The sequence below is a fragment of the Streptomyces sp. NPDC004435 genome (assembly GCF_042873895.1).
Classification (GTDB): Bacteria; Actinomycetota; Actinomycetes; order Streptomycetales; family Streptomycetaceae; genus Streptomyces.
In genome coordinates this window covers 115,214-140,766 of record NZ_JBIAMB010000001.1, presented here as the reverse complement: position 1 = coordinate 140,766, position 25,553 = coordinate 115,214, and the positions used below count along the sequence as shown (strand labels likewise).

The window sequence follows — 25,553 nt, the reverse complement described above, 5'->3', positions numbered from 1 at the left end:
GGCTCGGCCATGGCCATGTCACGGGCAGTTCCCAATCTCGCCTTCCGGCGGCTCCGCGGACCGCACTCCCCGGCGGAGTTCGCCGCCATGGTCCGCCGGTCGGCACGCGAGATCGGTGAACAGGTCGCGTGCGACGCCCGCTACATCGGTCGCGTGGAGGCGGGCGAGATCCGCTGCCCGAACTACGCGTACGAGCGGGTCTTCCTGCACATGTTCCCCGGGCTGACCCTCGCCGACCTGGGATTCTCTGCGCGGGAGGCGGTACGCGGCCGACGGCAGGCCGCCCCGGCCGGGGCCTCGGGGCCCCCCGCCCTCCCGACCCGGAACGATGAGGAGAGCGACGTGCTGCGTCGCGCATTCATGACGAGCGGCACCGCCACCCTGGCGGCCGCCTCCTGGGGACTCGGCTCCACCGCGGCCGCGATCCCCAGCCCCCGCGGCCCCCACCGCATCGGCGAGGCCGAGGTCCTCGCCGTCGAGGACGCCGTACGGCGCATCCGCCTGCTCGACGACCGGCACGGCGCCGACGGGCTCTACAAGTGCGCGGCCCAGCCGCTCCGCACGGCCTACGCCCTGCTCGACCAGGGCACCTCGGCCCGCCGCTCCACCGAGGACCGGCTGCTCGCCGGCGCCGGCGAGCTGTCGCTCTCCGTCGGCTGGCTCGCCCACGACTCGGGCCGCCACGAGGACGCCCGCTCCCACTACGCCGAGGCCCTCGCCACCGCCCGGGTCTCCGGCAACGCGGCCCTGGAGGCGCACGCCTTCTGCAACACCTCCTTCCTCGCCCGCGACACCGGCCGCTACCGCGAGGCCGTCCGCGCCGCGCAGGCCGGACTGCGGGCCGCGCACCCGCTCGACTCCCCCAGGCTGCTCGCCCTGCTCTCGCTGCGCGAGGCCGCCGCCTGGGCCGGGCTCGGCGACCGCTCCTCCGCCGAGGCGTGCCTCGGCCGCGCCCACGAGCACTTCGGCCGCGGCCACGCCGACCAGGACCCCGAGTGGATGTCCTTCTTCGGCGAGCCCGAACTGGAGGCCCTGGAGGCCCACTGCTGGTCCGCGCTCGGGGACTGGAGCCGCGCCGCCCGCCACTCCTACCGGGCCACCGTCCTCCAGCACCCCCGCTTCGCCCGCAACCTCGCCCTCTACCGCGCCCAGCTCGCCGGCAACCTCGCCCGCGCCGGCCGCCGCGACGAGGCCGAGGCCGAGGCGCGACGGGTGGCGGACTCGATGGACGGGATCGCTTCGGCGCGGATCAGGGGGCTGCTGACGGAGACGCGGCTGATCCTCACGGGGGCGTGAGGGGGCGCGTCGCGCCGCGCGGGGACGCGGATATCGGATCCAATATCCATAGGCCTGGATATTGGATCCACCATCCTGGATCCGATGTCCTGGATCCGATGTTTTGGATCCGATGTTTTGGATCCGATGTTTTGGATCCGATGCTTCCGGCCCAGTGCCCGGGGTCCCGGGAACCAGTCCCCGAAACCCCGTTCCCCGGATCAGCCCTCCAGGTGGCCCGTGTCGTTCCAGCGCTCGATCGCCGGGGCGCCGTACGCCCAGCCGAGGACCGACAGGCTCGTCGGGTCGAGGCGGATGCGGGAGGCGAAGGAGACGTCCTCGCCGAGCCAGCGGGCGCCGATGGAGCGGAGGATGTGGCCGTGGGCGAAGACCAGGACGTCCCGGTCGGCCGAGCGGGCCCACTCGACGACCTCGTCGGCGCGGGCGGAGAGCTGGGCCAGCGACTCGCCCTCCGGGACGGCGTCGCGCCAGATCAGCCAGCCCGGGCGCAGCTCCTGGATCTGGGCCGGGGTCAGGCCCTCGTAAGCGCCGTAGTCCCACTCCATGAGGGCGTCCCAGCGTTCGGCCCGGTCGCCGAAGCCGGCGAGGTCGCAGGTCTCGCTCGCGCGGACCAGGGGGCTGGTGCGCACCTCGACGCCGGGCAGGCCCTGCCAGCGGCCCCGGTGGAGACGCTCGCCGAGGAGCTCGGCGCCGCGCCGGCCCTCGTCGAGCAGCGGGATGTCGGTCCTGCCGGTGTGGCGTCCGAGGAGCGACCACTCGGTCTGGCCGTGTCGGGCGAGCAGGATGCGCGGTGCCATGGGCGGGGCTCTCCAGAAGGTGCGCGGAAACGGGGAACGGGTGCCTTCCGTCGGGGGCCCTCCGGAGGGTCGCCTCCATCATCGCGCAGGTGGCTCCGGGGCGAACTCCCGGTGTCCCCGGGCCGGAACGCGCCCGCGTTGTCAGTGGCGGATGCGAGACTTCCGCGGGTGAGCGCATCCCTGGACGACGGCGGGTCACGGCCGCCGCAGACGACGGACCCCGTGCCGACCCCGGCGAGCCGGCGCAGGACGCGGGAGAGACTGGCCGAGCTGCGCGGGCCGGCGGTTCCGCCGCGCCCGCTGGACGCGCGGGCACTGGCCGCGCTGGCCGCGAATCCGGGATGCAGGCGCCGCGCTCTGCTCGACGGCGCCGGGGTGGACAAGGGGGCGCTCGCGTCGCGGCTCGGATCACCGGCGCCGTTCGGCCAGTCGCAGTTCGCGATCGTGCGGGGCAACAGCTTCGAGGCGAAGGTGAAGGCCGACGGCGGGCGGGAGCTGCTGCGCCTCTTCGGTGTGGAGGACCCGGGCACCGTCGCCGTACCGGACCTGTCGGCGTCCGGGCCCGAGGGGCGGACCGCGCGCACGGCGCTCGCGCTGCGCGAGGCGACCGCGGCCGGCGGGTGGACGCTGCTCGACCATCCGCTGCTGACGCTGGAGGTGGCGGGCTCGCCGGTGCACCTGGAGCCCGACGCCGTCGTGGTGGACCCGGCCGGGCGGTGGACGGTCGTGGAGATCAAGTCCTTCCCGATGGTGGACGGGGCCGCGGACGCGGCGAAGGTGGGGGCGGCGGCCCGGCAGGCGGCGGTGTACGTGCTGGCGCTGGAGCGGGTGGCGGCGCTCACCGAGGGGGCCGAGGTCGGCCGTTCGGTGCTGCTGGTCTGCCCCAAGGACTTCTCGAACCTGCCGACGGGCTCCGTGGTGGACGTCCGCAAGCAGCGGGCGGTCACCCGGCGGCAGCTGGAGCGGCTGACCCGGATCGAGGAGATCGCCGGAGCCCTGCCGGAGGGGCTGAGCTTCGACGTGCAGGGCTGCTCGGCGGAGGAGCTGGCGGCGGCCGTGGAGGCGGTCCCGCACGCGTACGCGCCGGAGTGCCTGGCCGCCTGCGAGATGGGCTTCCACTGCCGGTCGCGGGCACGGGCGGCGGACGCGGTGCAGACCCTGGGGCGTTCGGTGCGGGGCGAGCTGGGCGGGCTGACCACGGTCGGCGCGGTCCTGGGCGCCGCGCGGGGCGAGCTCGGCGATCCGGAGGACCCGGCGGTGGCGGCGCTGCGCCGGGCGCGCGCGCTGCGGCAGGAGGCCCTGGACGAGGCGGAGGCCGCCGCATGTCGCTGATCGCGCACCTGGCCCGGATGGAGGCCGTGCAGGCGGGCCGGGCCCAGCCGCTGGCGACCGTCCGGCACCGGCACCTCTCCGGGCGGCCGCTCGTGCTGGTGCCGCTGACCACCGCCGGCGAGGCGGGCGCCCCACTCGGGGCCCTGGTCGGCACCGATCCGGAGGAGCCGCGGCTCCTCGTGGTGCCGCAGCCCCGGGACCGGGAGCTGCGGTTCGCGTTCCTCGCCGAACTGGCCGAGGAGGTGCTGCCGTACGTCGACGGGTACGCGGACGCCGTCGAGCCGGTGGAGCGGAAGGACTCCGCCACCGGCGAGAAGGTCCAGGTCGAGCTCTGCCTGGACGCGCCGCAGCTGATCGTGCCGAGCCGGGCCGGGATCGAGTACGTACGGCTCCTGGGGCGGTCGACGAGGTTCCGGCGGACCGCCGAGCAGGACCCCGACACGCCGTATCCGGCACCCGCGCGCGTGCCGCTGCTCGGGCGCTGGCTGACCCACTACGGCGAGCGGGCCCGGGTGCCGGGCTCCTCGCTGCTGCTCGCGGCGACGGACCTGCTCAACCGGCACTGGGCGACCGGGCAGTCCTCCCTGGAGGACCAGCACCTGGGGGCGCTGCTCGCCTGGATCGACCCGTACGACGGGGAGCCGGGCGCCGAGGCCGCGTACCGGGCCGAGCTGGGGCGGGACGCGCGGGGGCAGCTGCTGTGCCCGCCGGCCGGGCCCGCGACCGATCCGGCCTTCGACAACCAGCTGCTGGCGCCCGCGATCGAGGCGTACGACCGGGCCCGGCAGGCGGTCGGCGCCGCCGAGGACGGCGAGGCGGCGGACGTGGCCCTCGCCGCGCTGCACCGGGCCGAGCGGGAGGTCCGCCGGCTGGTCGCGTCGCAGCTGAAGCCGACCTGGGAGGCGACCTGGCGGGCGCTCGGCCTGCTCCGGGAGCTGCCCGAGGGGGCGCGGGTCGCGGACCGGTGGACCCGGGACCGCTGGTCCTTCACCGCGCACCGGGACCGGATCGCGGCCGGGGAGCCGCCGCAGCCGCGCCGCGACGACGCCGTGACCGCCGCCGCGAAGCTCGCCGCGCGCGAGCAGGCGCAGGGGCAGCTGGACGCCCAGGAGGCCCTGGACGATCCGCTGGTGCTGGCCGGGCGGCGGCTGGCGGGCGAGGCGTTCACCGGAGAGGTCACCGAGGTCGTCATGGCATGGACGGAGTCGAAGCGGCCCGCGCCGCGCCCGCTGCTGACGGTCCGGACGGAGGACCGGCCGCATCTGGACGAGGGCGTGAAGGTGTACCGCTCGCTCGGCGGGAAGCCGCAGTCGGCCCAGTTCGTCGCCCGTGAGGAGGACGGTTCGCTGGTGCTGCGGCTGCTGGACAAGATGGGGCGGTCGAAGGAGCCCGCGGAGGGCACGGTGCCGGAGAAGTGCGAGCGGATCGCCTGGACGCTCTTCGAGCACGACACGCGGGTGGGGCCGAAGCTGCCCGACCCGGAGGAGACGCCTTGGACCCATGGCGGCCCGCCGCGCCACGCCGACACCGCCGAGCTGCCCGACGCCGTGACCCCCGAGGACCTGCTGTGACCGTGTACGACCCCGCCGTGCTCGACCCCGCCGCGGCCGCCGCGAAGGCGACGGCGGAGATCCTGGAGAGCACCCTGCACGGGCGTGCGCGGGGCGTCGTCGTCGACTCCCCGCCGGGCGCGGGCAAGTCGACGCTCGTGGTGCGGGCCGCGCTCGAACTGGCCGCCGCGGGGCGCCCGCTGATGGTGGTGGCGCAGACCAACGCGCAGGTGGACGACCTGGTGCTGCGGCTCGCGGAGAAGGAGCCCGAGCTGGAGGTGGGCCGGCTGCACTCCAGCGACGGGGACCCGTACGACAAGGCGCTCGACGCGCTCGACAGCGTACGGAAGTCGGCGAAGGCCGGGGACCTCGCCGGGCTGCCGGTGGTCGTCTCGACGGCCGCCAAGTGGGCGCACGTGAAGAACGTGGAGCCGTGGGCGCACGCGATCGTGGACGAGGCGTACCAGATGCGCTCGGACGCGCTGCTCGCCGTGGCGGGGCTCTTCGAGCGGGCCCTGTTCGTGGGCGATCCGGGGCAGCTGGACCCGTTCTCGGTGGTGGGCGCCGACCAGTGGGCGGGGCTGTCGTACGACCCTTCGGCGTCGGCCGTGTCGACGCTGCTCGCCCACAACCCGGAGCTGCCGCAGCACCGGCTGCCGGTCTCCTGGCGGTTGCCCGCGTCGGCGGCGCCGCTGGTGTCGGACGCGTTCTACCCGTACACGCCGTTCCGCTCGGGGACCGGTCCCGGCGACCGGCGGCTCGCCTTCGGCGTGCCCTCGGACGGCTCCGCCCCGGACCGGGTCCTGGACGAGGCCGCCGAGTCGGGCTGGGGCCTGCTCGAACTGCCCGCCCGGCACACCCCGCGCACCGACCCGGAGGCCGTGCACGCGGTCGCGCTCGTGGTGCGCCGGCTCCTCGACCGGGGCGGCGCGGCGGTCAGCGAGCGCTCCGACACGCCGGTGCCGCTGACCGCGGAGCGGATCGCGGTGGGCACCGCCCACCGGGACCAGGCGGGGGCGGTCCGCGCGGCCCTGGCGGCGCTGGGCGTGTCGGGGGTGACGGTCGACACCGCCAACCGGCTCCAGGGCCGCGAGTACGACGTCACCGTCGTCCTCCACCCCCTGTCGGGCCGCCCCGACGCCACCGCCTTCCACCTGGAGACCGGCCGCCTGTGCGTGCTGGCCTCCCGCCACCGCCACGCCTGCGTCGTCGTCTGCCGTGCCGGCGTCACCGACCTCCTCGACGAGCACCCGTCGACGGAGCCGGTCCAGCTCGGCGTCACCGTGAAGTTCCCCGACGGCTGGGAGGCGAACCACGCGGTCCTCTCCCACCTCTCCGAACACCGCGTCACCTGGACGCCCTGACCCCCGGGCCGAGGTCAGGAGCGGGTCGCGGCCGCGCGGAGGACGGAGGCGCCGGTGGGGGTCAGGGTGTGCAGGACGGTCGTGGCGTGGCGGTTGCTGGTGATGAGGCCGGCGTCGCGGAGGGCCGTGGCGTGGCGGCTGGCGGAGGCCGCGGAGACGCCGGCCGCGCGGGCGATCTCCCCTGTGGTCGCCCCGGTGGCGGCCGCGCACAGGGCCGCCGCCCGGGTCCGGCCGAGAAGGGCGGCGAGGGGGACGGACGGTTCGGCGGCGAAGCGGTGGTCCGGGGGCAGCGCGGCGGCGGGCCGGCGCACCGGGTGGCACAGGACCGGCGGGAGGGCCGGGTCGGCGAGGCTGGTCGGGGTGCGCCAGCAGAAGTACGTGGGGAGCAGCGTCAGTCCGCGCCCGTCGAGGCGCAGTTCCCGGTCGGCGGGCCGGACGTCGACCTCCAGCGACGGGGGCCGCCAGCGGATCGCCGGCCCCGCCCCGCCGAGCAGTCCGTCGACGCCGCCGTCGAGGAAGCCCCGGCCGAACGCGGCCCGCTCGGCGTCGAAGCGGGCGCGGATGGCCTCGGCGTACGGGGCGATGGCGACGTCGTGATAGGCGCGCAGCACCCGGACGAGCTCCCCGCGCTCCTCCAGGGTGCTGAGCCGCGCCGCCCACCGGGGCGCCCCGACGACACGGTCCAGCCGGAGCACCTCCTGGGTCACCCGCCGCGGCGGGGTCGCCAGGATCGCGTCGAGACCCGCGTCGAGTCCGTCGACGCCGTGCGCCGGGGTGAGGAAGTCCGGGAAGTAGGCGGCCCGGGGGAAGAGCGGCAGGAGGACCGTACGGAAGGCCCGTTCGAGGCCCTTCTCCCGCAGACCGGCCCGTACGGCCCGGAGCCAGTCGGCGTAGGCCCAGCGGCCGTCGCGGGTCTGGAAGCGGTGCAGGCTGGTGGCGATCTCCCAGAACGGGTTCGGCGCGGCGGCGACCCGTAAGGCCCCCAGGTCGGCGTCCCCGAAGTGGATGCGGAGCATCTCGTTCCCCCCGATGAGCTCGGCTTTTCCGGTCAGCCGCAACAGCATCGCGGGGCCCCGCCGGAATCCGTCATGGTTGGCCGACGGCGCAGGACGACGGGCGTGTCCGCGCCGCCGGAATCCATCCGAACGGGAGGAAGAATCATGCGAACTCTCAAGTCCACAGCGGCAGTTGCCGCCGTCACGGGCGCCATGGCACTCGCCGGGGTCCTGGGCACGGCGGGCACGGCGGGGGCCGCCCCGGCCGGCTCCGGGGCGTCGGCGGAGGCCGCCGGGGCGGGCCAGGTCCAGGCCGCCGCCGACTACAGCCGCAAGGTGTGGAAGACGGTGAACCACAGGACCGGGCCGTCCGGCGACTACGAGGCCATCGGCAAGCTGTACGCCAACCGCTACTACACGGTCCGCTGCTGGCGTGTCGGCGAGTCGGTGACCGCCGAGGGCACCACCAACAACGTGTGGATCCTCGCCAGGAACGACAGCGGCCGCTGGGGCTACTCCAGCGCCATCTACTTCTCCGGCAACAAGTACGCCGACCTGCCCGCCTCCGCGAGGTGCTAGAACCGCCCACCCGGCCCGGACCGGAGGAGTCGGCGTAGCCCTCCGCGCCCGACCGGCCGCCCGCCGCGCGGTTCCGGATCCATCCTCCGCGCGGCTCCGGGTTCACCCGGTGGGCGGCCCCGGGGCGGGGGGTCCGGCTTGGGGCGCGTGGGTGAGGAGTTCGTCGACCGACCACTGGTCGTCGACGTGCTCGCCGTACTTCACGGCGGTGATCCGGCCCTCCGGGGAGATGAGGAAGTCCGCGGGGAGGCCGATCCGGCCTCCGGGCTGGGAGGCGGCGGGGAGCCGGCCCCGACCCCGGAGCAGGTCGGCGGCGCCCGCCAGGACACCGCGGACGATCCCCGGCCAGCCCCGCGGGTCGAGCAGGGCCCGGCGGTGGGCCTCGACGCCGAACTCCGCGTACAGCTCCTTGCCGGGGTCCGCGACGACGGCGAAGGGCAGGTGGGCCACGTGCTCGCGCAGTTCGTCGGCGGGCGAGTGGAAGAGGACCACCTCCCGGATCCCCGCCCGTTCGATCTCGGCGTGTCGCCGGGCGACCGAGCGGAGGTGGAGGTTGCAGACGGGGCAGCCCGCGAAACGCCGGAACTGCACGTGGACGGCGCTCCCGGGGTCCGGCACGGCCAGCGGCGGGCCGGTGACGGGCGTGAGCGTGCGGACGGGGACGGAGTCGCCCGGCCGGAGCCGGAGGCGGGGACGGAGCGGGGTACGGGTGGGGTTCGAGGGCGTGCGCATGGATCACCTTCCGCGGGAGAGCCCGTAGGTGTACGGCGTACTCCTACGAGCGTAGGCGTAGGGCGTACGCTGTCAAGCGCCATGCCACGACCCCGCTCCCTCACCCCCGACCGGCTCGCCGCCGCCGCGCTCGCCGTCGTCGACCGCGACGGACTGTCCGCGCTCTCCATGCGCACCGCCGCCAAGGAGCTCGGCATGAGCCCGATGGCGCTCTACCGGTACGTGAGCGACCGCGACGAGCTGGAGCGGCTGGTGGTCGACCGGATCCTCGACGACCTGGACACCGCCCCTCCACCCGGCGGCGCGCCCTGGCCCGAACGGGTCGAGACCATGGCCGTCCGGCTGCGCGACGCGGTCGCCCGCCACCCGGAGGCCGTCCCGCTCACCCTCGCCCACCGGCACCGCGCCACCGGCGGACTGCGCTGGTCGGAGACCGTGCTCGGGATCCTCACCGAGGCCGGGATCGAAGGATCCCGGCGGGTGGTCGCCCTGCGGGCCCTGCACGCGTACGTGAGCGGGGCGATCCAGCTGGAGCACCGCGGGCCGCTCGCCGGCCCGGGCACCCTGGCGATCGCGGCACTGCCCGGCGACCTGTACCCGCTCCTGACGGCGACCGCCCGGGACTCCGGCCGGGTCGCCGCCGACGAGGAGTTCCTGGGCGGGCTCCGCATGCTGCTGCGCGGCCTGGGGCGTTGACGCCCGCGGGCGGTCTTGCGGGAACCGGGACAATGGGGGGTGGTCCGGGTTTCCGGGGCGCGTGGGTGCGGGAGAAGGAGCAGAGCATGGCGGAATCCGCGGAGCGGAGCGGACAGCGACGGCTGCGGCCGGCGCCGCTGATCTTCGAGCCTGCCGAGGCGACCGCCGACCCGGAGCACTTCTTCGATCTGGAGTCGATCGAGGACCCGAAGGAGCTGCTGTCCCGGGCGACCGAGCTGACCCTGGCGTTCCGGGCGGCGACGGACCGGGCGATCGAGTTCCAGGCCATGGCGGCGGCGCAGCTCGCCGACCCGAAGCGGTTCGACCGGCTGACGGCGGCGGACGTGGCCGAGCGGGCGGCCTGGACCGAGGACTACGCGCGGAAGATGATCGAGTTCGGCCGGGACCTGATCCGTACGGGCGGGCGACCCGCGGAGGACTGACCGCCCGCGGAGGACCGACCGTCCCGGGCGGAACAGGCGTTCGGCATATGCGGTGCGCACGATACTCCCCCGGTACCCGCCCTGTCCGCGTTTCCGGAACTCTCGGCGTGCGCTCCGTCACCGACGGTAGACCTGTCGGCATGACGACGACGACCTGGCTGCGCGACGAGACCACCCCGTACGACGTCTTCCGCTTCCTGCGGGCGGGGGACGAGGACCGGCACCAGACCGCCCGGGTGACCGCGGACGGCGCCGCCTGGCTGGCCTCGGCGGCGGGCGGGGAGCCCGGGGCGGCGCTCGGACGCTGGGAGGCGCGGCCGGACGCGCCGGCGGTGCTGCCGTGCGGGACGGCCTTCGACGTGGTCGGTGTGGACCCGGTCTTCGGGCGGCGGATGCTCGACCGGCTGTGGGAGGAGGGCCCGGGCTCGGGCCCGGTGGCCGTGCACCGGGGCCGGATGCTGCTCTTCGCCGCGCCGGGGACGGCCCAGCGGCTGCCCGCGCTGCTCGACTGGGAGGAGTGGGGCGACGCGGTGCCCCGGCCGCTCTGTCACGGCACGGGCGACGCGGTGACCGTGCCGCCGCTGACCCCGGCCGGGAAGAGCGCCGCCGAGCCGCGCTGGCTGGTGGCCCCCGACACGCGGAGCCCGTGGCTGCCGGGGCCCGAGGTGATGCTCTGGGCCTGTGTCCGGGCGGCCCGGACGGTTTCCGCGCCCGACGTGCGGGTATCGATTTTCGCTCCCGCCGCTCAGGGTGCTAATGTCTACGACGTCAGCAGGCGCCGCTAGCTCAGTTGGTTAGAGCAGCTGACTCTTAATCAGCGGGTCCGGGGTTCGAGTCCCTGGCGGCGCACAGACACGGAAAGGCCCCTCGCGAGAGCGAGGGGCCTTTCCGCATGTCCAGCCGCTTCCGCAGGTCCGGCGGCCTTCCACAGGTCCGGCGGCCATCCGCAGGTCCGTCCGGGCCCTCCGCTCGTCCGGCCGGGCGGTCACTCCGGGCCGGGCCGTCACTCCGGAGCGGGCGGGGTGATCTTCACCGTCCAGACGCCGGAGGCGCTGCGGTCGGCGACCTCGACGCGGACGTCCGTGCCGGGCACGGTCAGCGTCTCCCCCACCTCCATCGGCGCGTCGGCGAGCGGCGGGTACACCGACCGCTCCCAGCACGCCTCGGTGGCCGGGTGGGCGTCGACGACCTCGACCGGGCCGTCGCCCGAGGCGGCGCCGGCCCGCACTCGGTAGACGAGGACGCCCTCGGTGCAGGTGTCGGCGTCGTTGCCGCTCGCCTCCCGGGCCTCGATCGCGAGGACGCTGTCCGGGCCGGTGCGGACGACCGCGAGCCGGGTGCCGCGCGCGCCGGGGACCACCGGCGCGGCGGAGACCGCCTCCAGGCCGACCATCCGCGGCTCGGCGCCCTGGACGCAGGTCACCTGGGAGGGGTCGAGCCAGCCCAGCTTCCACTTGTGCCAGCCGAAGGGGTCGGGGGAGAGCCCGAACTGGCTGCCCATGACGTCCCAGTCGCCCACATGGGTGTCCCAGTCGCCCTTGCCGTCGGCGGGCCGGCGGTAGAGGTCGGGCAGGTCGAAGACGTGACCCGTCTCGTGGGCGAGGACGTTGCGGTCCGGCGGGTGCCGCTCGAAGACCGTGACGACCCGCCGGATCTTCGTGCCGTCGGCCTCCAGCGGACGCTCCAGGTTGACGACCTTCGTGGCGTCCGAGTCCACGCCGGGCGCGTCCGGGTCGGCCACCAGATAGACGATGTCGTACCGGGAGAAGTCGACGGAGTCGTCGGCGGCGGCGAGCGCGTCCCGCAGATAGGCGGCCCGGTCCGCGGCCCCCCAGTCACGCCGTATGTCGTAGGCGGTGGACGGGCGGGGCATCCGCGTCCAGTCGGCCCGGGCGTGCGGGCGCAGGTCGAACCGCCCGTAGGAGGCCCGCCGGAAGAACTCGGTGGTCGCCGGGAAGTGGTCGGCGGTCAGCTCCTCCGGGGTGGTCAGCGGAGTGGCGTCCGGGAAGGACAGGAAGATCATCACCGCGTCGAGGGAGCGCTCGGGGCGCGGATAGGAGCCGTTCCAGCTGGAGAGGCCGAGCGAGTGATGGGCGGCCGTACGGGGCAGGGCGCAGGGGCCGGCCGACGGAGCGGCGACGGCGGGCCCGGCGACCAGGCCGGTCGCCGCGAGCGCGACGAGCGCGGTGAACGAGGCGGCTCCGGCGCGCAGCCGGGAGCGCTCCACTCCCTCGGGTGGCTGCTGACCCTCCACGTGGACCTCCGGTTCGCGAGTGCGGGACTCCTCCACCACCTTGTGATGGTTCGCGGCGTTTCGCATGTTTCCGCTGCCCCGGTCGGGTGAGGGTGCGGCGTGGAGTGGACGCGAGACGGGCACACTTCAGCTCACGGAAAGTCACATTCGGTCATCCCGTCGCCGTCGCAGGTCAGGTCCGGACGGAATCGGTCGGGAGGGTGGCGTCCGACGGACGGCCTCACCCCGTACCGGGCCCCGGGCACCCGCCCCGGAGCTGGAACGGCCCCCCGGGCTGGCTCTATGATCGGCAGACTTGTCCCAGGCCGACCATCCCGACCACATGTGAACGGCCCCCCTTCACCACGGGAGCGAGCGGTGAGCGGAACCCCCGAAGGACCGGTACACCCAGAGCCGCCCGGCTTCCCGCCGGCCCGCCCGGCCCTCACGGAGCGTGAACTCCGCGACTACCGGGCCGCCTTCCGCACCTCCCAGCTCGCCATGGCCCTCGTGGACCGGGACGGCCTGGTCGTCGCCGCCAACGACTCCCTCGGCACCCTCCTCGGCACCGACAGCGCCGCGCTGCGCGAACAGGCCGCCGCCGACCTCGTGGACCTCGCCTCCGACGGGCGCACCTGGCACGCCTACCGCGAGGTGCTGCGCGGCCGGCGCTCCCGCTTCCGCTGCACCCGCCGGCTCAAGCATCCGGACGGGCGCAAGCTGTGGGCCGAGGTCACCGTCGCCCCCGTCCCCGACGCCGGCCGGGTGCTGCTCTCGGTCGCGGACATCAGCGACCGGCGCGAGCTCCAGGCCCGGCTGCGCCACCTCCAGATGCACGACCCGGTGACCCGGCTGCCCAACCGGACGCTCTTCTTCGAGCGCCTGTCGGCCGCTCTGGAGACGGCGGCGGCGGAGAGCGCCGAGACGGCGGCGGGAGCGGGCGGGCCGCTCGAACCGGCCGCTGCCCCGGAGCCGTACCGGTCACATGATCCGTATCTGTCGTATCAGTCGCACGGGTATGGCAGAACAGGGCGGATCGGCCTCTGCTACCTGGATCTCGACGGCTTCAAGGCGGTCAACGACACGCTGGGGCACCGGGTCGGCGACCGGCTGCTCGCCGCCGTCGCCGGGCGGCTCACCGAGTGCGCGGACAGCGCCGGTTACACCCGCAGCGGGGGCCATCTTGTGGCGCGGCTCGGCGGCGACGAGTTCGCCGTCCTCGTGGAGGACTCCAGCGGGACGGAGCAACTCGCCGATCTGGCCCGCTCGGTGCTCAACGCGCTGGAGCGGCCCTTCGACCTCGGCGGCCAGCGGCTCTCGGTCTCCGCCTCGATCGGCGTCGTGGAGCGCACGGCCCTCGGCACCACCGCCACCGGGCTGATGCAGGCCGCCGACACCACGCTGTACTGGGCGAAGGCCGACGGCAAGGCGCGGTGGACGCTCTTCGACCCGGAGCGCAACGCGCACCGGATGACGCGGCAGGCGCTCTCCTCCACGCTGCGGCCGGCGGTGGAGCGCGGTGAGTTCGCGCTGGAGTACCAGCCGCTGGTCGATCTCGCCGGCGGGGCGGTGCGCGGGGTGGAGGCGCTGGTGCGCTGGAACCACCCGCAGTTCGGCGTGCTTCCGCCGAATCGGTTCGTCGCGATCGCCGAGGAGGACGGCTCGATCGTCGAGCTCGGGCGGTGGGTGCTGCGGACCGCGTGCGAGCAGGCCCGGCAGTGGCAGAAGGACCATCCGCGCGAGCGGCCGCTCTTCGTCAGCGTGAACGTGGCGGTCCGCCAGGTCTGGGACTCCGATCTGGTGGCGGACGTGGCGGGGATCCTCGCCGAGACGGGGCTCACCCCGCACCTGCTCCAGCTGGAGCTGACCGAGTCCGCGGTGATGGGCTCGGCGGGCCGGCCGCTCCAGGCCCTCCAGGCGCTGAGCGACATGGGCGTGCGGATCGCCATCGACGACTTCGGCACCGGCTACTCGAACCTGGCCTATCTGAGCCGGCTCCCGGTCTCCGTCCTCAAGCTGGACGGCTCCTTCGTGCGCGGCTTCCAGGACGAGGAGCACGCCAATCCGGCGGACGAGCTGATCGTGGAGGCGCTGGTGCAGCTCGCCCACCGGCTGGGCCTCACCGTCACCGCCGAGTGCGTGGAGACGGCCGGGCAGGCGGCGAGGCTGCGGCGGATCGGCTGCGACACCGGGCAGGGCTGGCTGTACTCGCGGGCGGTGGCCGCGGACCGCATCGCCGCGATGCTGGAGGGCACGACGCCGCTCCGGGTCTGAGTCCCCCGGGGGCGTGCGCGGGCATGGAACTGCCCCCGGCCGGAGGGACATTCCGGGCGGGGGCAGCGGTTCATGAGGGGTGGTGCGGGGTCAGGCTCAGCAGGCGCCGAGGTCCTGCCAGACGCCCCACTCACCGGTCGAGCCGGGGGTCTCGTTCTGCGTCCACCACTTGGCCTTGTACTTGCGGCCGTTGTGGGAGACCTCGTTGCCCGAGTTGTAGACCGTGCCGGCGACGTAGGCCGGGAGCGAGCCGCAGCCGGCCGGCGGGGTGGTCGGCGGCGTGGTCGGCGGGGTCGTGGGCGGGGTGGTCGGCGGCGTGGTGGGCGGGGTCGTGGGCGGGGTGGTGGTGCCGCCGAGCGCCGCGTTGATCTGGGTCAGCAGGGTGGCGTTGTTGTCCAGGCCGAGGAGCGAGTACATCATCGCGCCGCCGAGACCGCGCTGCTTGCCGTAGTTCACGCGCTCCTGGATGGCCTTCTGGTTCAGGCCGGTGAAGAACTCGCCGTCCTTGTAGAAGTACGCGGACTTGGCCTGGTCGTCCCAGAAGGTGGTCGCCGCGTTGTCGACGATGCCGCCGAGCTCCTTGTAGTGCGCGATGCCGGCCTGCTGGGAGAGCGGGCGGGCACCGGAACCGCCGGTGGCGGACTGCGCGAGGCCGTTGGCGGAGCCGGCGGGCACGCCCTTCCAGCCGCGGTAGTAGAACTCGTAGCCCAGCGTCAGCTTCTCGGCGGGGAAGCCGCCGGCGATGCCGTAGGCGGGCTTGCCGTCGATCCAGGAGTCGATCGCGTTGTCGATCGAGTACTTCTCGGTGCCCGGGGCGATCGGGTCGGTCGGGTCGTTCGCGCCGGAGTAGAGCGGCGACTGGTGGTACGTCGGCCCGTCGCCGTCCCAGGCGCCGTGCATGTCGTACGTCATGATGTTGGCGTAGTCCAAGTACTGGCCGATCTTGTCGGTCTCGATGTACTTGATCTTGTCCTGGCCGGCCGGCATGGCGGCGGTCAGCATGTACTTCTTGCCGCCGTTGGCCGCGCCGTACTCGTCGAGCTGCTTGCGGAACTCGGCGAGGAGCAGCGTGAAGTTCTGCTTGTCCTCGGGGCCGTAGTGGTTGCCCAGGTGGCCGCCGGAGGAGCCCGGGTACTCCCAGTCGATGTCGATGCCGTCGAAGATGCCGGCCGCCGTGCCCGCGCCGCCGAAGCCGCCCTCGACGGGCAGGTTGCCCTTGAGGTACTGGTCGATGCAGGAGGAGACGAGCTTCTTGCGGCTCGCGTCCGTCTTCGCGGCGTCGTGGAAGTACTTGGAGTACGTCCAGCCGCCCAGCGAGATGTTGATCTTCAGGTGGGGGTACTTCGCCTTCAGTTCCTTGAACTGGTTGAAGACGCCCACGATCGGCTGGTCCCACTTGTCGGCGACGCCGTCGACGGAGTCGGCCGCGGAGAAGGACTTCTGGTAGTCGGCGTAGGAGTCGCCCGCGCCGTCGCCCGCGTTCGGGTTGTTGTCGTCACCCGCGGCCTTGTTGGCCATGAAACACGTGAGGTTCGTCGGGTGGATGTTGCCGAACGAGTAGTTGATGATGTCCAGCTGGCTCGCGATGCCCCGCGTGTCGAGGTGCTTCGGGTAGAACGCGTTGCCGTACACGCTCCACTGGTCGTAGTACGCGATGCGCACGCCGCCCGGGGAGGCGGTGGTCGAGGCGTCGGCGGCCTGGGCGGAGCCGAGACCCGCGGTGGCGGCGAGGGCGCCGGCCGCGAGGGCCGAGCTGAGCAGCGCGGCGATCAATGACTTACGGGGGTGCACGAGCGTCCTCCGATGGGGGGTACTGGTGGTGCCGTACAAGGAGTTGGAGAAGTGATAGCCCCCGTGTGAACGGCGCGTCAATGGTCTGAACCAGATTGAGGACTAGACCAATCGGAGAGGGAAAGCCCTCGTCAGAGGCGTGCAGCACAAAAAAGGACCGCCCGCCACCATCAGTGACGAGCGGTTTAAGGTTCCTTTAGGGGAGCCGGCGGGGTGGTTTCACGGTGAACCAGTGCTCCACCGGAATCCCGGATTCAGTCGAGCTCGGGCAACCCGTAGGCGTCCGCGATCAGTTCGTAGCTCCGCAGCCGCGCCTCTCCGCCGTGCGCGTTGGCGGTCAGCATCAGCTCGTCGGCGCCGGTCCGCTTCCGGAGGTCGTCCAGACCCGACCGGACCGCGTCCGGGGTGCCGTACACGACGTTCGCCAGCCAGCCGTCGGCGAACTCGCGCTCCGCCGGGGAGAAGCCGTACGCCTCCGCCTCCTCCGGCGTCGGGATGAGCCCGGGCCGGCCGGTGCGCAGCCGCAGCATCGACAGCGCGCCGGTGAGCACCTGGCGGTACGCCTCCTTCTCGTCCTCGGCGGCGAGCGCGCCGACGCCGATCAGGGCGTAGGGGGCGTCGAGCACGGCGGAGGGGCGGAAGGACTCGCGGTAGAGGTCGAGGGCGGGGACGGTGTTGCGGGCCGAGAAGTGGTGGGCGAAGGCGAAGGGCAGCCCGAGCAGTCCGGCGAGCCGGGCGCTGAAGCCGGAGGAGCCGAGCAGCCAGATCGGCGGCCGGCCCTTCGGGCCCTGCACCGGGCCGGGCACGGCGTGGATCCGGGAGTAGGGGTGCGCGTCGGGGAAGTCGTCGTCGAGGAAGCGGGTCAGCTCGGACAGCTGCTCGGGGAAATCGTCGGCGCCCTCGTTCAGGGTGTTCGTGCGGCGCAGGGCGGCGGCGGTGGCGCCGTCGGTTCCGGGGGCGCGGCCGAGGCCGAGGTCGATCCGGCCCGGGGCGAGCGCCTCCAGGGTGCCGAACTGCTCGGCGATCACCAGCGGGGCGTGGTTGGGCAGCATCACGCCGCCGGAGCCGAGCCGGATACGGCGGGTGTGGGCGGCGAGGTGGGCGAGGATCACGGCCGGCGAGGAGGAGGCGACCCCGGGCATGGAGTGGTGCTCGGCCACCCAGTGCCGGTGGTAGCCGCGCCGCTCGGCGAGCCGGCTGAGCTCCACGCTGGTGGCGAGCGACCGGCTCGCGGTGGAGCCGCTGCCGACGGTCACCAGGTCCAGTACGGAGAGCGGCACGGGGGCGCTGCCCAGGGCCACTCCTCGTACGGCGTCGGCGCCGGTGCCGTCCGCCGTGCCTGCGTCTTCCTGGGTGCCGGTCTCGCTCACCGTCCGGTCCTCTCTCCGCTCGGGTATCTCCACCGGAGCGGCAACCGGGGTGCGGTGGCGCTTATTCCGGGGCGAACGGGGCGGGTCGGGTGACCGGAGTCACATTCCGGCCACCGGAACGGCGGGATCCGGGCCCGCCCCCGCCCGGAGAATCCGGAATTCCCCGGGAGCCGAACGCGCGCGCGAGCACGGGCCCGCACTCCCCTGACCTGAGACTCTTCCGCCCATTCATGCCCATGTCATATGCCAGAGTGGCCCGCTCCGGCGCAGGGCCCGCATCCTCCGTATGTTTCTCGCCAACAGCCGCCCCGTAAGCGGCCCTTGGCGGCTATCGTGGTACGGAAGCTTGCGGTCACAACCTGGTAGGGGGAAACCGTGGCGCTGAAGCCCGAGCCCACCGCGCCGTTCCACTCGGTGCAATACGCGCTGCGCGTCCTGGAGACCGTCTCGCGCCACGGCGGCGGGGTGTCGGACACGCAGATCGCGCGCGAGGCCGGACTGCCCGTCGCCCACCTGTCGCCCCTGCTCCTCATGCTCCGCCGCGAGGGGTACGTCGAGCAGGTCTCCGACGGCGCGTACGTCATCGGGGACTCACTCGTCCTCCTCGGCTCCGGCTCCACCCGCCGGGAGGCGCTGGAGGCCAAGCTCCAGGAGACCCTCACCGAGCTGCGCGACTCCGTCGGCGCCGCGGTCTACATCAGCCGGTACATCGACGGCGAGGTGAAGATCACCCAGTTCGCGGACGGCCCGCGCACCCCCAAGGTCCACGAGTGGGTCGACTTCCGCTCCGCGGCCCACGCCAGCGCGGTCGGCAAGTGCCTCCTCACCCAGCTCGACCTCGACGGACGGCGCGACCACCTCTCCCGGCACAAGATCGCCCGGCTCACCTCCCGGACGATCACCAACGAGAAGGTGCTCTTCTCCAAGCTGGACAGCCAGCCGCCGACCGTCCCGGTCCTCGACCTCCAGGAGTACGCCGTCGGCACGGTCTGCGCGGCCGTCCCGCTGACGGCCGGCTCCGCCGTGGGCTGCCTGGCCCTCTCGCTCCCGATCGAGCACGCCCACCGGCTGCGCTCGGCCGCCGACACGCTGAACCGGCGGGCGGCGCCGGTGGTCCTGTCGCTGGCGATCTGAGGCGTACGAAGGGCTGCGGGGGCCCGGCGCGGCGGGGCACCGGCGGGGTGGTCACGAGCACCCGCCGGGACCAGGTAGTATTTTCTCTGTCAGCAGGCGCCGCTAGCTCAGTTGGTTAGAGCAGCTGACTCTTAATCAGCGGGTCCGGGGTTCGAGTCCCTGGCGGCGCACCGACGGAAGAAGGCCCCTCGCGGAAGCGGGGGGCCTTCTTCGTGCGCCCGCCGCGCCCCCACGCCGCCGCACCCGCCACGCCCCTCACGCCTGGAGGTAGGCGAGGACGGCGAGGACCCGGCGGTGGGTGTCCTCGGCCGGCGGCAGGTCCAGCTTGGCCAGGATGTTGCCGATGTGCTTGCCGACGGCGGCCTCGGTGACGACGAGCCTGCGGGCCACCTCGCCGTTGGAGTGCCCCTCCGCGACCAGCGCCAGGACCTCCCGCTCGCGCGGGGTCAGCGCGGCCAGCGGGTCGCGGCGGCGGCGGAGCAGCTGCCGTACGACCTCCGGGTCGACGACCGTGCCGCCGGCGGCGACCCGGTCCAGGGCGTCCACGAACTCCTCCACCTGCCCGACCCGGTCCTTGAGGAGGTACCCGACGCCGGTGCCGTCGCCCGAGTCGAGGAGGTCGGAGGCGTAGTCCCGCTGCACGTACTGGCTGAGGACGAGGACCGGCAGGCCGGGGCGCTCGGCGCGCAGGGCGACGGCGGCCCGCAGCCCCTCGTCCTGGAAGCCGGGCGGCATCCGCACGTCGGTGAGGACCACGTCCGGGTCGTGCGCGGCGACCGCAGCGCGCAGCGCCTCCGCGTCGCCGACGGCGGCCACCACCTCGTGGCCGAAGCGGGCCAGGAGTCCGATCAGCCCTTCGCGGAGGAGGACGCCGTCCTCGGCGAGGACGACGCGGAGCTGACGCGGCACGGGATCTCCACTCGTAGGACCGTCGGCCCGCCCGGCGGGCTGGTGATCGTCAGTGTGCCATCGAGGACGGCGAGCCGGTCGGCCAGTCCGGTGAGCCCGGAGCCCCCGGCCGGACCGGCGCCGCCCCGGCCGTCGTCCTCGACGGTGAGGACGAGGACGCGGCCGTCGTGCCGGCCGGTCAGCCGGGCGCGGGCGGCGCCGCTGTGCCGGTCGACGTTGGCGAGCGCCTCGCGGCCGGTGAAGTACGCGGCGCTCTCGACGGCGGCAGGCAGCCGGGGCAGGCCGTCGAGGTCGGTGTCGACGGGGACGGCGGTCCGGTCGGCGGCGTCGGCGAGGGCGGGGCCGAGGCCGTAGTCGGCGAGGACCTGCGGGTGGATCCCGTGGATGAGTTCGCGCAGCTCCGCGAGGACCTGCCCGGCCTCCTCCTGCGCCTGCGCGAGCCGCCCGGCCAGCGGGCCGTCCGGCGGGGCGTCGAGACGGGCGAGACCCAGGGTCATGGTGAGCGCGACCAGCCGGTGCTGGGCGCCGTCGTGCAGGTCGCGCTCGATGCGGCGGCGCTCGGCCTCGAAGGCGTCCACCAGCCGGGCCCGGGAGGCGATGACCTCCCCGAGCCCGTCCCGCTCCCCGGGCGCGAGCAGCGCCCGCGCGAGCGCGCCGCGCCCGGCCGCGTACAGACCGAGCGGGTAGCTGAGGACGAGCAGGGCGAGCACCCCGGCGGCGGCGCCCGCGAAGGCCGCCGGGTACGAGGTCACCAGCACGGTCTTGAGGAGCTTGGTCTCCTCCCCGTCGACCGCCAGCAGCACCGGGCCGGCGAGCAGCGTGGCCGGCGCGCCGACGGCGACGGCGAGCACCAGCGCGTCGAGGATCCACAGGACGGTGGCGAGGAGGAGCCCGTACGCGAGCTCCCGCCAGGTCGCCCGCTCCCCCGCCCGCGTCCGTGCCCAGGCGCCGAGTCCCGGGGCGGCCGGCACCCGGTGCGGGTCCGGGGCGGGCACCCGGTCGACGAGCCGCAGCCGCAGCCGTTCGACCCCGCCGAGCGCGACCCCGCCGAGGAGCAGCAGCGGGATCCCGACGAGGAGCAGCGAGGCGAGCAGCAGCACGAGCAGCGCGGCGCAGGCGAGCACCCCGCCGGCGACCCCGGTCGCCAGGTACGCGGCGCTCCGCCACGGCCAGGCCCCGAAGGGGTACCGCGGGGGCCGCCGGAGGAGCGCCCCCAGGACGTCACGATCTTCCATGACCGCCCACCGTAGGCGGCGGCGTGCGCCCGGACCATGGGGCGGGAGGGTGGACGGGGGTGGGGCCGGCCCTACCCCCGTGGGGGTCAGGCCGGTGCGCGGCCGTGGCGGGCGTACTCGGCGCGGAGGGCGGCGAGGGCGGGGGCGGTGAGGGGTTCGTACGGGGAGACGGGGGTGGGGCGCCACCAGACGGGGTCGTCGCAGAGGAAGGAGGCGCGGCGGAGGCCCACGCGGTGGATCTTGTTGGTGGCGGTGAGGGGGAGCGCGGGGGTGACCCGGACGAAGCGCGGCGGCATCTTCGTGCCCAGGTCGGGCTGGGCGGCCAGGAAGGCGGCGAAGGCGTCCGGGTCGAAGGCCGTGCCGGGGTGGAGGGCCAGGGCGGCCATGACCTGGTCGCCGGCGACCGGGTCGGGGACCGCGTAGACGGCGACGCCGGCGGCCCGGTCCCAGCGGGACAGGATCGCCTCGATCATCGCGGCGGCGAGGTTCTCGCTGTCGACGCGGAGGCGGTCGTCGGTGCGGCCGGCGAAGTAGAGGAAGCCGGCCTCGTCCCGGTAGAAGAGGTCGCCGGTCCAGTACCAGCCGCCGCGCCGGCGGGCGGCCTCGGCGTCCGGGTTGCGCCAGTAGCCCTCGAAGGTGCCGGTGCCGCCCCGGTTGACGAGTTCGCCGACGGCGTCGTCGGCGTTGAGGAGCAGGCCGGCGGGCGAGAAGCGGGCCGGCGGGCAGACGCGGAGGGTGTCGGGGTCGATGACGGCCAGGTCGTCGTCCGGGGCGGCGCGGCCGATGGCGCCGGGAGGCGTGTCGGGGGTGCGCTGGACCGACGCGCCGCCCTCTGAGGATCCGTACCCCTCGACCAGCGGCACGCCGAAGCGCTCGCGGAAGCGGGCCGCGTCGACGGCGCCGGCCTCGGTGCCGAAGCCGAGGCGGAGGCGGTGGTCGCGGTCGTGGGGGCCGGGCGGGGTGGCGAGGAGGTACTGGACGGCCCGGCCGACGTAGGTGAAGTAGGTGGCGTCGAAGCGGCGGACGTCGGCGAGGAAGCGGGAGGCGGAGAAGCGGGCGCGCAGGGCGATCCCGGCGCCGGCGGCGAGGGCAGGAGCCCAGTCGGCGATGACGGCGTTGCCGTGGAACATCGGCATGCAGATGTAGTGGGTGTCGTCCGGGCCGACGGAGAAGGCGCGGGCCAGGGAGGCGCCGGCCGAGGCGACCGCGCCCTGGCTGCGGAGCGCGGCCTTGGGCGCGCCGGTGGAGCCGGAGGTGAAGGTGAGGAGGTAGCGGGTGCCGGGGCCGACGGGGCCGAGGACGGCGTCGCCGGGGCGGGCGTCCGCGTAGGGCGCGAGCAGTTCCTCGTACGCCTCCGTGTCGGTGACGAGGATGCGGACGCCGGGCAGCGCCAGGCCGTCGAGGAGCGGCAGGTGGGCGCGCTGGGTGACGAGGACGCGGCAGGCGGTGTGGGTGATGTCCCGGGCGAGTTCGGCGCCGCGCCGGGTGGGGTTGACGCCGGCGACGGCGGCCCCCGCGAGGGCCGCCGCGCCGAGCCAGAGCGGGTACTCCGGCGTGTTGTCGAGCAGCAGGCCGAGGTGCGGCTCGCCCCCCGGCCGGGGTGGCATCAGGTCCACGAGCAGGGCGGCCCGGGCGGCGGCGCCCGCGGCGGCCCGGTGGTGGCTGAGGGTGTGGTGCTCGTCCCTCAGCCCCGTCCGGTGGTCGCCCCAGCGGCGCCGTATCAGCTCCGCGACGGTGTCCGCGCCTGCCCGTGTCGTGGCCGTCATGGCCACGGACCTTAACTGACGCTACGTCAGAACTGAACGTCCGAGCAGGCGTAGAAGGCGTTCGCGGTGTCCGCGACCGTCCACACCGCCAGGATCAGGTGCTTGCCCGTCTTGCCCGCCGGGATGGTCCCGGAGTGCGAGAGGGTCGCCGGCGGCTGCTGGCTGTTGTACGGGACGGTGAGGAACGGCTGGGGGTCGAGCTGGGCCCGGGTGAGCTTGCTGCTCGGGTTCCAGCCGTTCTTGGTGATGTAGTAGCGGAAGTCCGTGGTGCGGTGGCGGGCCGTGAACTGCCAGCGGAAGGTGTAGCTCTGACCGGCCGTGACCTTGGTCGCCGGCCAGGCGCCGCCGCGCGGGTCGTCCAGCTGGGCGAACTGGGAGTTGCCGCCGGCGCAGATCTTGCCGTCGGCGGGCCCGGCGCCCGGGAAGCCCTTGAGTCCCTCGACGGACTGCGGCTCCCACTGGATGTTGCCGCAGTTCGTCACGGTGCCGTTGGCACAGAGCTTCTGGCGGCTGATCGGTGAGTCGGTGTAGCCGTGGCTGTTCGCGGTGCTGGTGGCGAAGAGGGAGGCGGCCGTGACGCCGAGGGCCACGGCGGCCAGCCCTGTCTTTTTGCGCATGCTGTCGCTCCAGGGAGAACGTGGGGGAGTTCTGTGATGCCCGTGGGCCGTGCTGCACGCGTGCGGGTGGTGCGGAAGGAACCGTTCTAGGTCTAGACCAAGTACCAAGGTAGGGAGGAAAGTTGAGCATGTCCATACCAACGGCGAGGGCGGCCGGGAAGACCCGACCGCCCTCGCGCCGAAGACCCCTGCCGGCCGTCAGGCCCCCTCGCCCGGGCCGCCGCGGCCCGTGTAGAACGCCACCGTCAGGTCCTTCACCAGCGCCTTGCGCTCGTAGTCGTCCAGCTCCACGAGACCACGACTGGTCAGCCGGTGAACCACGTCGTCCACCGCGTCCACCACCGACGTCAGCACGCTGTCCCGGTGCTTCGCGTCGATCGCCGCGATCCGGCGCCTGCGCATCGCCTCCGCGACCTCCGGGGCGTACTCGATCCGCGTCGGCTGCGCCGAGAACACGTCCAGACCGACCGGCGCGCACTCCGCCGACAGCATCCTCGTCAACGCCTCGCCGACCGCCTCCGCGTCCCGCAGCGTCGGCGCGTCCTCGTGGAACGCGTCCGCCGGCAGCTGCGACAGCACCCGGGCCATCGCCGCCTCCACCTGCTCGCGCAGGTAGTCCTCGTGGCCGTCGACCCCGAGCGCCGCGCGCACGGTGTCACGGACCCGCCACACCACGAGGACCGTCACGTCCAGCGCCGTCCCCTTCGCGTCCACCGCCGGCAGCGGCTCGCTGCGCCAGTGCCGCAGCCGGACGTCCACCCGGCGGCGCAGCAGCAGCGGGCTCGCCCAGACCAGGCCGGTACGGCGGACGGTGCCGCGGTACTCGCCGAACAGCGTCAGCACCCAGGCGTACCCGACCCGGCCGCGGCCCAGACCGCCCACCGCGAACAGCAGCGCCAGCACGCCGAGCGTCAGCAGCCCCCACTGGGCGAGATGGACGCCGTGGTACGGGCGCGGGGGCAGCCGCAGCATCCGTTCGAGGTCGGCGGGCACGGCGCCCGCCCACCACACGACCGCCGCGCACCCCGCGAGGGCGAGCAGCCCGCCGACCACGCCGACCCAGCCCGGCAGTACCGCCGCGGGGCGCTCCACGAGCGCGGGGTCGGCCGTCGGCGCGGGCCGCGCGGACAGGGCCGGCGCCGGCGTCTGCTTGGTGGCGGGCCTCGGGATGACGGCCTTCGCGCCGCCCCGCCCGGCGGGCGCCGGCATCGCGACGGTGTCGGGGCCGCCGTCGTCGTCGGTGGAGAGGGCGGCCGCCGTCGCCGCGTCGGCCGTGCCGCCGTCGCGGAAGAGCAGGTGTACGGGGATGGACCCGGTGGTCTCCGCCCCGATCACGTTCTTCCGGCGCGGCAACCGCCCCACGGCCGCGACCGGCACCGCGAGGGACGTCACCCGCCCCCCGGTGATCCGCCCGAAGTCGAGCACGTCCCGCTCCTCCTTGAACACCCCCGTCCTGGCGGCGGTGACCGGCAGATCGGAGCTGCCGGTGGCCGTGGCGGCCGACGTGGCCGTGGCGGCGGTTGCGGCGGCCGGTGCGCCGGAGGGCGTGGCCGGGGCGCCGGACGTACGCGTCTCTCCCTGCGCGCCGGCCGCCGCCGGACGCGGCTCCCCGGCGGTCCGGGCCGGACCGCCGGTGGACGAGGCGGGGGCGCCGGACACGGCCGTCGCCGGTCGGGGCCCGCCCGGCGGCCCTGCCGGGGTCGCGGCCGGGGTCGGAGTCGGGGTCACGGCGGGACGGACGGTCCGGGTGCCCGTGTCCGGTCCGGCGGAGGCCGGGGCCGAAGCGGCGGCCGCCGTGGGTGCCGGGTGGGGCCGGTCGGGAGTCCGGACCGACGACGCCGGGGCCGTACCGGCCTCCGCAGCCATCGCCGCGGCCGCCGTCGACGTCGCCGGGCGGTGCTCCCCCGGTGACCCCTCCGAGGCAGGGGCCGGGGCCGGACGGCCGGCCTGGGCGGGGGTGCCGGTCATGCCCGCGGGTGCCGGGCGCGGCTCCCCGGCCGGGGGCGCCGGGGTGCCGGCGACGGGCTCGCCCGGCGTCCGGGTCGGCGATGCCGGGGTGGGCGCGGGCCGCGTCCCGGCGAGGGGGGAGGTGACGGCCGCCGCCGTTGCCGGGCGCGGCTCCCCGACCGGGGGCGCCGGAGTGCCGGCGACAGGCTCGCCCGGGGTCCGGGCAGGGGCGGTGCCCGGGGCCCCGGCGGGGGCGGCGGGGGCGGTGGCCTGGGGCTCGGCGGGGGTCGGGACCGGGTGGGTGCCGGGGCGTACGGAGACGGCCGAGGCCCTGAGCGGCGGGGCGGGCGGGGGTGCCGCGCCCGGCGCCGCGCGGCGCGGGAGGGTGCCGTCGGTGAGGCGGCGGGCGGTTCTGGCCGCGTCGCGCGAGGCTGCCGCGCCGGAGTCGTTCGGGGTCGCTGCCGTCATTCGGGGTCCACCTCTTGTCTCGGGG

The 25,553-nt window shown here is 74.9% G+C and carries 21 protein-coding genes and 2 tRNA genes; 12 read left to right on the top strand and 11 right to left on the bottom strand.

Annotated features, from left to right (window positions below):
- Positions 1 to 9 precede the first annotated feature (9 nt).
- Positions 10 to 1,296 (top strand): tetratricopeptide repeat protein, encoded by a 1,287-nt coding sequence (locus ACFYT9_RS00685; protein WP_376597007.1) that lies wholly within the window; start codon positions 10 to 12, stop codon positions 1,294 to 1,296.
- A 200-nt stretch (positions 1,297 to 1,496) separates the two neighbouring features.
- Here ACFYT9_RS00685 and ACFYT9_RS00680 read toward each other — a convergent pair whose 3' ends face one another.
- On the bottom strand, positions 1,497 to 2,093 hold the full coding sequence (locus ACFYT9_RS00680) for a histidine phosphatase family protein (RefSeq protein WP_387271746.1): 597 nt from the start codon (positions 2,091 to 2,093) through the stop codon (positions 1,497 to 1,499).
- 168 nt (positions 2,094 to 2,261) lie between these two features.
- On the opposite strand from ACFYT9_RS00680, the gene ACFYT9_RS00675 reads away from it, so the two are divergent.
- From ACFYT9_RS00675 to ACFYT9_RS00665, 3 genes are read left to right on the top strand one after another with little or no spacing between them, the layout of a single operon-like run.
- Positions 2,262 to 3,425 carry a hypothetical protein gene (locus ACFYT9_RS00675; protein WP_387271748.1) on the top strand — a complete coding sequence of 388 codons (1,164 nt, stop codon included), beginning with the start codon at positions 2,262 to 2,264 and terminating at the stop codon, positions 3,423 to 3,425.
- Positions 3,416 to 4,996: a hypothetical protein gene (locus ACFYT9_RS00670; RefSeq protein ID WP_389160046.1), complete on the top strand. Its 1,581-nt coding sequence runs from the start codon at positions 3,416 to 3,418 to the stop codon at positions 4,994 to 4,996. The genes ACFYT9_RS00675 and ACFYT9_RS00670 overlap by 10 nt, the downstream gene beginning before the upstream one ends.
- Complete coding sequence (locus ACFYT9_RS00665) at positions 4,993 to 6,339, top strand: AAA domain-containing protein (protein WP_389160044.1); 1,347 nt, start codon at positions 4,993 to 4,995, stop codon at positions 6,337 to 6,339. Before ACFYT9_RS00670 ends, ACFYT9_RS00665 begins: the two co-directional genes overlap by 4 nt.
- Positions 6,340 to 6,353: 14 nt before the next feature.
- On the opposite strand, the gene ACFYT9_RS00660 is transcribed toward ACFYT9_RS00665, so the two are convergent.
- A complete protein-coding gene (locus ACFYT9_RS00660) occupies positions 6,354 to 7,355 on the bottom strand; it encodes an ArsR family transcriptional regulator (protein WP_387271782.1) in 1,002 nt (333 codons plus the stop codon).
- 144 nt (positions 7,356 to 7,499) lie between these two features.
- On the opposite strand from ACFYT9_RS00660, the gene ACFYT9_RS00655 reads away from it, so the two are divergent.
- Positions 7,500 to 7,913 (top strand): SH3 domain-containing protein, encoded by a 414-nt coding sequence (locus tag ACFYT9_RS00655; protein ID WP_389160042.1) that lies wholly within the window; start codon positions 7,500 to 7,502, stop codon positions 7,911 to 7,913.
- Between the two features lie 102 nt (positions 7,914 to 8,015).
- On the opposite strand, the gene ACFYT9_RS00650 is transcribed toward ACFYT9_RS00655, so the two are convergent.
- Positions 8,016 to 8,645 (bottom strand): peroxiredoxin-like family protein, encoded by a 630-nt coding sequence (locus ACFYT9_RS00650; protein ID WP_389160040.1) that lies wholly within the window; start codon positions 8,643 to 8,645, stop codon positions 8,016 to 8,018.
- 81 nt (positions 8,646 to 8,726) lie between these two features.
- Here ACFYT9_RS00650 and ACFYT9_RS00645 point away from each other — a divergent pair, with 81 nt between their 5' ends.
- From ACFYT9_RS00645 to ACFYT9_RS00630, 4 genes are all read left to right on the top strand, one after another.
- Positions 8,727 to 9,341 (top strand): TetR/AcrR family transcriptional regulator, encoded by a 615-nt coding sequence (locus tag ACFYT9_RS00645; RefSeq protein WP_389160038.1) that lies wholly within the window; start codon positions 8,727 to 8,729, stop codon positions 9,339 to 9,341.
- Between the two features lie 86 nt (positions 9,342 to 9,427).
- A complete protein-coding gene (locus tag ACFYT9_RS00640; RefSeq protein WP_389160036.1) occupies positions 9,428 to 9,784 on the top strand; it encodes a hypothetical protein in 357 nt (118 codons plus the stop codon).
- 140 nt (positions 9,785 to 9,924) lie between these two features.
- Entirely contained in the window at positions 9,925 to 10,569 is a 645-nt protein-coding gene (locus ACFYT9_RS00635; protein WP_376605671.1) for a hypothetical protein, read from the top strand.
- Positions 10,560 to 10,633 (top strand) — tRNA-Lys (locus ACFYT9_RS00630). The genes ACFYT9_RS00635 and ACFYT9_RS00630 overlap by 10 nt, the downstream gene beginning before the upstream one ends.
- Before the next feature lie 154 nt (positions 10,634 to 10,787).
- Here ACFYT9_RS00630 and ACFYT9_RS00625 read toward each other — a convergent pair.
- Positions 10,788 to 12,104 (bottom strand): M6 family metalloprotease domain-containing protein, encoded by a 1,317-nt coding sequence (locus tag ACFYT9_RS00625; RefSeq protein WP_376601600.1) that lies wholly within the window; start codon positions 12,102 to 12,104, stop codon positions 10,788 to 10,790.
- 291 nt (positions 12,105 to 12,395) lie between these two features.
- Between ACFYT9_RS00625 and ACFYT9_RS00620 the strand changes: the two genes are divergently transcribed.
- Complete coding sequence (locus ACFYT9_RS00620) at positions 12,396 to 14,291, top strand: putative bifunctional diguanylate cyclase/phosphodiesterase (RefSeq protein ID WP_389160034.1); 1,896 nt, start codon at positions 12,396 to 12,398, stop codon at positions 14,289 to 14,291.
- Between the two features lie 96 nt (positions 14,292 to 14,387).
- Here the strand turns inward: ACFYT9_RS00620 and ACFYT9_RS00615 are convergent, their stop codons facing one another.
- Together ACFYT9_RS00615 and ACFYT9_RS00610 are read right to left on the bottom strand one after the other, a co-directional pair.
- The gene (locus ACFYT9_RS00615) at positions 14,388 to 16,082 is read right to left on the bottom strand and encodes a glycosyl hydrolase family 18 protein (protein ID WP_376601598.1); all 1,695 of its coding nucleotides are present in this window, start codon (positions 16,080 to 16,082) and stop codon (positions 14,388 to 14,390) included.
- A gap of 254 nt (positions 16,083 to 16,336) precedes the next feature.
- On the bottom strand, positions 16,337 to 17,452 hold the full coding sequence (locus tag ACFYT9_RS00610) for an LLM class flavin-dependent oxidoreductase (RefSeq protein ID WP_387271764.1): 1,116 nt from the start codon (positions 17,450 to 17,452) through the stop codon (positions 16,337 to 16,339).
- 375 nt (positions 17,453 to 17,827) lie between these two features.
- Between ACFYT9_RS00610 and ACFYT9_RS00605 the strand changes: the two genes are divergently transcribed.
- Together ACFYT9_RS00605 and ACFYT9_RS00600 are read left to right on the top strand one after the other, a co-directional pair.
- Positions 17,828 to 18,586: an IclR family transcriptional regulator gene (locus ACFYT9_RS00605; RefSeq protein WP_376601594.1), complete on the top strand. Its 759-nt coding sequence runs from the start codon at positions 17,828 to 17,830 to the stop codon at positions 18,584 to 18,586.
- A 96-nt stretch (positions 18,587 to 18,682) separates the two neighbouring features.
- Positions 18,683 to 18,756 (top strand) — tRNA-Lys (locus ACFYT9_RS00600).
- A gap of 85 nt (positions 18,757 to 18,841) precedes the next feature.
- Here the strand turns inward: ACFYT9_RS00600 and ACFYT9_RS00595 are convergent.
- The 5 genes from ACFYT9_RS00595 to ACFYT9_RS00575 form a co-directional block, all read right to left on the bottom strand.
- On the bottom strand, positions 18,842 to 19,495 hold the full coding sequence (locus ACFYT9_RS00595; protein WP_387271766.1) for a response regulator: 654 nt from the start codon (positions 19,493 to 19,495) through the stop codon (positions 18,842 to 18,844).
- Complete coding sequence (locus ACFYT9_RS00590) at positions 19,435 to 20,730, bottom strand: sensor domain-containing protein (RefSeq protein WP_389160030.1); 1,296 nt, start codon at positions 20,728 to 20,730, stop codon at positions 19,435 to 19,437. The genes ACFYT9_RS00595 and ACFYT9_RS00590 overlap by 61 nt, the downstream gene beginning before the upstream one ends.
- A gap of 86 nt (positions 20,731 to 20,816) precedes the next feature.
- Entirely contained in the window at positions 20,817 to 22,496 is a 1,680-nt protein-coding gene (locus ACFYT9_RS00585) for an AMP-binding protein (RefSeq protein WP_389160028.1), read from the bottom strand.
- Between the two features lie 26 nt (positions 22,497 to 22,522).
- Positions 22,523 to 23,113 carry a lytic polysaccharide monooxygenase gene (locus ACFYT9_RS00580; protein WP_387271772.1) on the bottom strand — a complete coding sequence of 197 codons (591 nt, stop codon included), beginning with the start codon at positions 23,111 to 23,113 and terminating at the stop codon, positions 22,523 to 22,525.
- 198 nt (positions 23,114 to 23,311) lie between these two features.
- On the bottom strand, positions 23,312 to 25,528 hold the full coding sequence (locus ACFYT9_RS00575; protein WP_389160025.1) for an SPFH domain-containing protein: 2,217 nt from the start codon (positions 25,526 to 25,528) through the stop codon (positions 23,312 to 23,314).
- Positions 25,529 to 25,553 lie beyond the last annotated feature (25 nt).

Excerpts from the sequence above, each read along its gene's own strand:
- ACFYT9_RS00625 (WP_376601600.1), bottom strand. The coding sequence starts at position 12,104 with ATGCGAAACGCCGCGAACCATCACAAGGTGGTGGAGGAGTCCCGCACT.
- ACFYT9_RS00680 (WP_387271746.1), bottom strand. The coding sequence starts at position 2,093 with ATGGCACCGCGCATCCTGCTCGCCCGACACGGCCAGACCGAGTGGTCG.
- ACFYT9_RS00660 (WP_387271782.1), bottom strand. The coding sequence starts at position 7,355 with ATGCTCCGCATCCACTTCGGGGACGCCGACCTGGGGGCCTTACGGGTC.
- ACFYT9_RS00655 (WP_389160042.1), top strand. The coding sequence starts at position 7,500 with ATGCGAACTCTCAAGTCCACAGCGGCAGTTGCCGCCGTCACGGGCGCC.
- ACFYT9_RS00590 (WP_389160030.1), bottom strand. The coding sequence starts at position 20,730 with ATGGAAGATCGTGACGTCCTGGGGGCGCTCCTCCGGCGGCCCCCGCGG.
- ACFYT9_RS00585 (WP_389160028.1), bottom strand. The coding sequence starts at position 22,496 with ATGACGGCCACGACACGGGCAGGCGCGGACACCGTCGCGGAGCTGATA.
- ACFYT9_RS00635 (WP_376605671.1), top strand. The coding sequence starts at position 9,925 with ATGACGACGACGACCTGGCTGCGCGACGAGACCACCCCGTACGACGTC.
- ACFYT9_RS00580 (WP_387271772.1), bottom strand. The coding sequence starts at position 23,113 with ATGCGCAAAAAGACAGGGCTGGCCGCCGTGGCCCTCGGCGTCACGGCC.
- ACFYT9_RS00685 (WP_376597007.1), top strand. The coding sequence starts at position 10 with ATGGCCATGTCACGGGCAGTTCCCAATCTCGCCTTCCGGCGGCTCCGC.
- ACFYT9_RS00670 (WP_389160046.1), top strand. The coding sequence starts at position 3,416 with ATGTCGCTGATCGCGCACCTGGCCCGGATGGAGGCCGTGCAGGCGGGC.
- ACFYT9_RS00640 (WP_389160036.1), top strand. The coding sequence starts at position 9,428 with ATGGCGGAATCCGCGGAGCGGAGCGGACAGCGACGGCTGCGGCCGGCG.
- ACFYT9_RS00575 (WP_389160025.1), bottom strand. The coding sequence starts at position 25,528 with ATGACGGCAGCGACCCCGAACGACTCCGGCGCGGCAGCCTCGCGCGAC.
- ACFYT9_RS00650 (WP_389160040.1), bottom strand. The coding sequence starts at position 8,645 with ATGCGCACGCCCTCGAACCCCACCCGTACCCCGCTCCGTCCCCGCCTC.
- ACFYT9_RS00645 (WP_389160038.1), top strand. The coding sequence starts at position 8,727 with ATGCCACGACCCCGCTCCCTCACCCCCGACCGGCTCGCCGCCGCCGCG.